This is a genomic window from Gilliamella sp. ESL0232 (assembly GCF_013346885.1).
Taxonomy (GTDB): Bacteria; Pseudomonadota; Gammaproteobacteria; order Enterobacterales; family Orbaceae; genus Gilliamella; species Gilliamella bombi.
In genome coordinates, this window is sequence record NZ_JAAEDW010000018.1 from 1 (window position 1) to 1,200 (window position 1,200).

Annotated in this window: 1 protein-coding gene; it reads right to left on the reverse strand. The window is 34.0% G+C overall.

Annotated features, from left to right (window positions below; translation table 11 throughout):
* Positions 1–244: 244 nt before the first annotated feature.
* Positions 245–1,200: hypothetical protein (locus GYW75_RS12265; protein ID WP_238786487.1), on the reverse strand; the 956-nt coding region annotated here is incomplete at its 5' end.

The window sequence follows — 1,200 nt, forward strand, 5'->3', positions numbered from 1 at the left end:
TCGCTTATTTAATAAGCTTGTCTTTCTAAAGCGATTAAAGTATAGCCGTTTAAGAAATAGTTGGCTAGTTTTTTGGCGGACTTTTTTGTAAAGAAATGTAAATTGTAAGAATTATTCATCATGAATGGGCATAAACTTTATGGTTAAATTAATCTAAATATTTTATAGCTAAAAAGTTTAATCGACTATTTAAACAAAATACTAAGTATTTTTATTTAAATAGTCATCGTTAAAGAAAGGGAAATTAAGGTGTAACGCAGGCTACTCTATAGTCTTGATCCGAATGATCTCTACCACCAACAATACCTATATTTGTCTCTACAACGAAATTGTAATTGTACGCTTTTTGATATGAATCTGATGTCCAATAATACCCTCTTATATCCCCCCAAGAAGGTTCTCCAACACGAAAATATTCCCAATCACTATCTTTATAGTAAATCTGAGTCATACGTCCCCATTCGCTAAATAACCCACCCATCCAATAACCATTCACTTTATAACTAATTTTTCGTAAATAGCTTTCATCTGTTATACCATTTTGCCAATCCACAACGCCACGCCTTGCATTGGTAAAATCAAGCACTTTGGGCATACGATACCCACCACCATTAAAGTTATTACAAAACGCAACTCCATTTTGATAACCACCTGCACCGCCTTTTTTAGCTACATACCAACGCTCTAACCTAAAACTATACAATGGGTCATTATTTTTATCGTGTAAATAAAATGTTGAAGGAATAAAAGAACTAGGATTACTCTCCTTAGGACCCGTTAAGTTAATTTTTACAAGCCCTGTAGGTAGCGTATTTTCAGCATTTAACGTTAATGTTACCCCTCCCGTCGAAATTGTTCGACCATTTTTATTTACTATATCTTGCGCTTTCATTCCTGCAACACTCAAGTAAAAAAATAAATTATGAGAGCCTGTGGTTGGAAAGTTTGCTCCAGGATTCGCTGGATTATAAGCATAAAACCCTCTATATTTATTCCAATCACCATGCGGATCGTTAAGAGAAGAAACTGCACCATCGTAAGGTATATCATTTGAATGCCAATCATATTCTAAGTTAGGCATAGCATAACAAAATTGTGGTTTATCCATTTTGGGATAAAGATAATAGGTATGCCTATTTCCAGTAAATTTATCACTTTCAGAAGGAATACCATATTCTGTCTTAATGCTCACATCTTCCA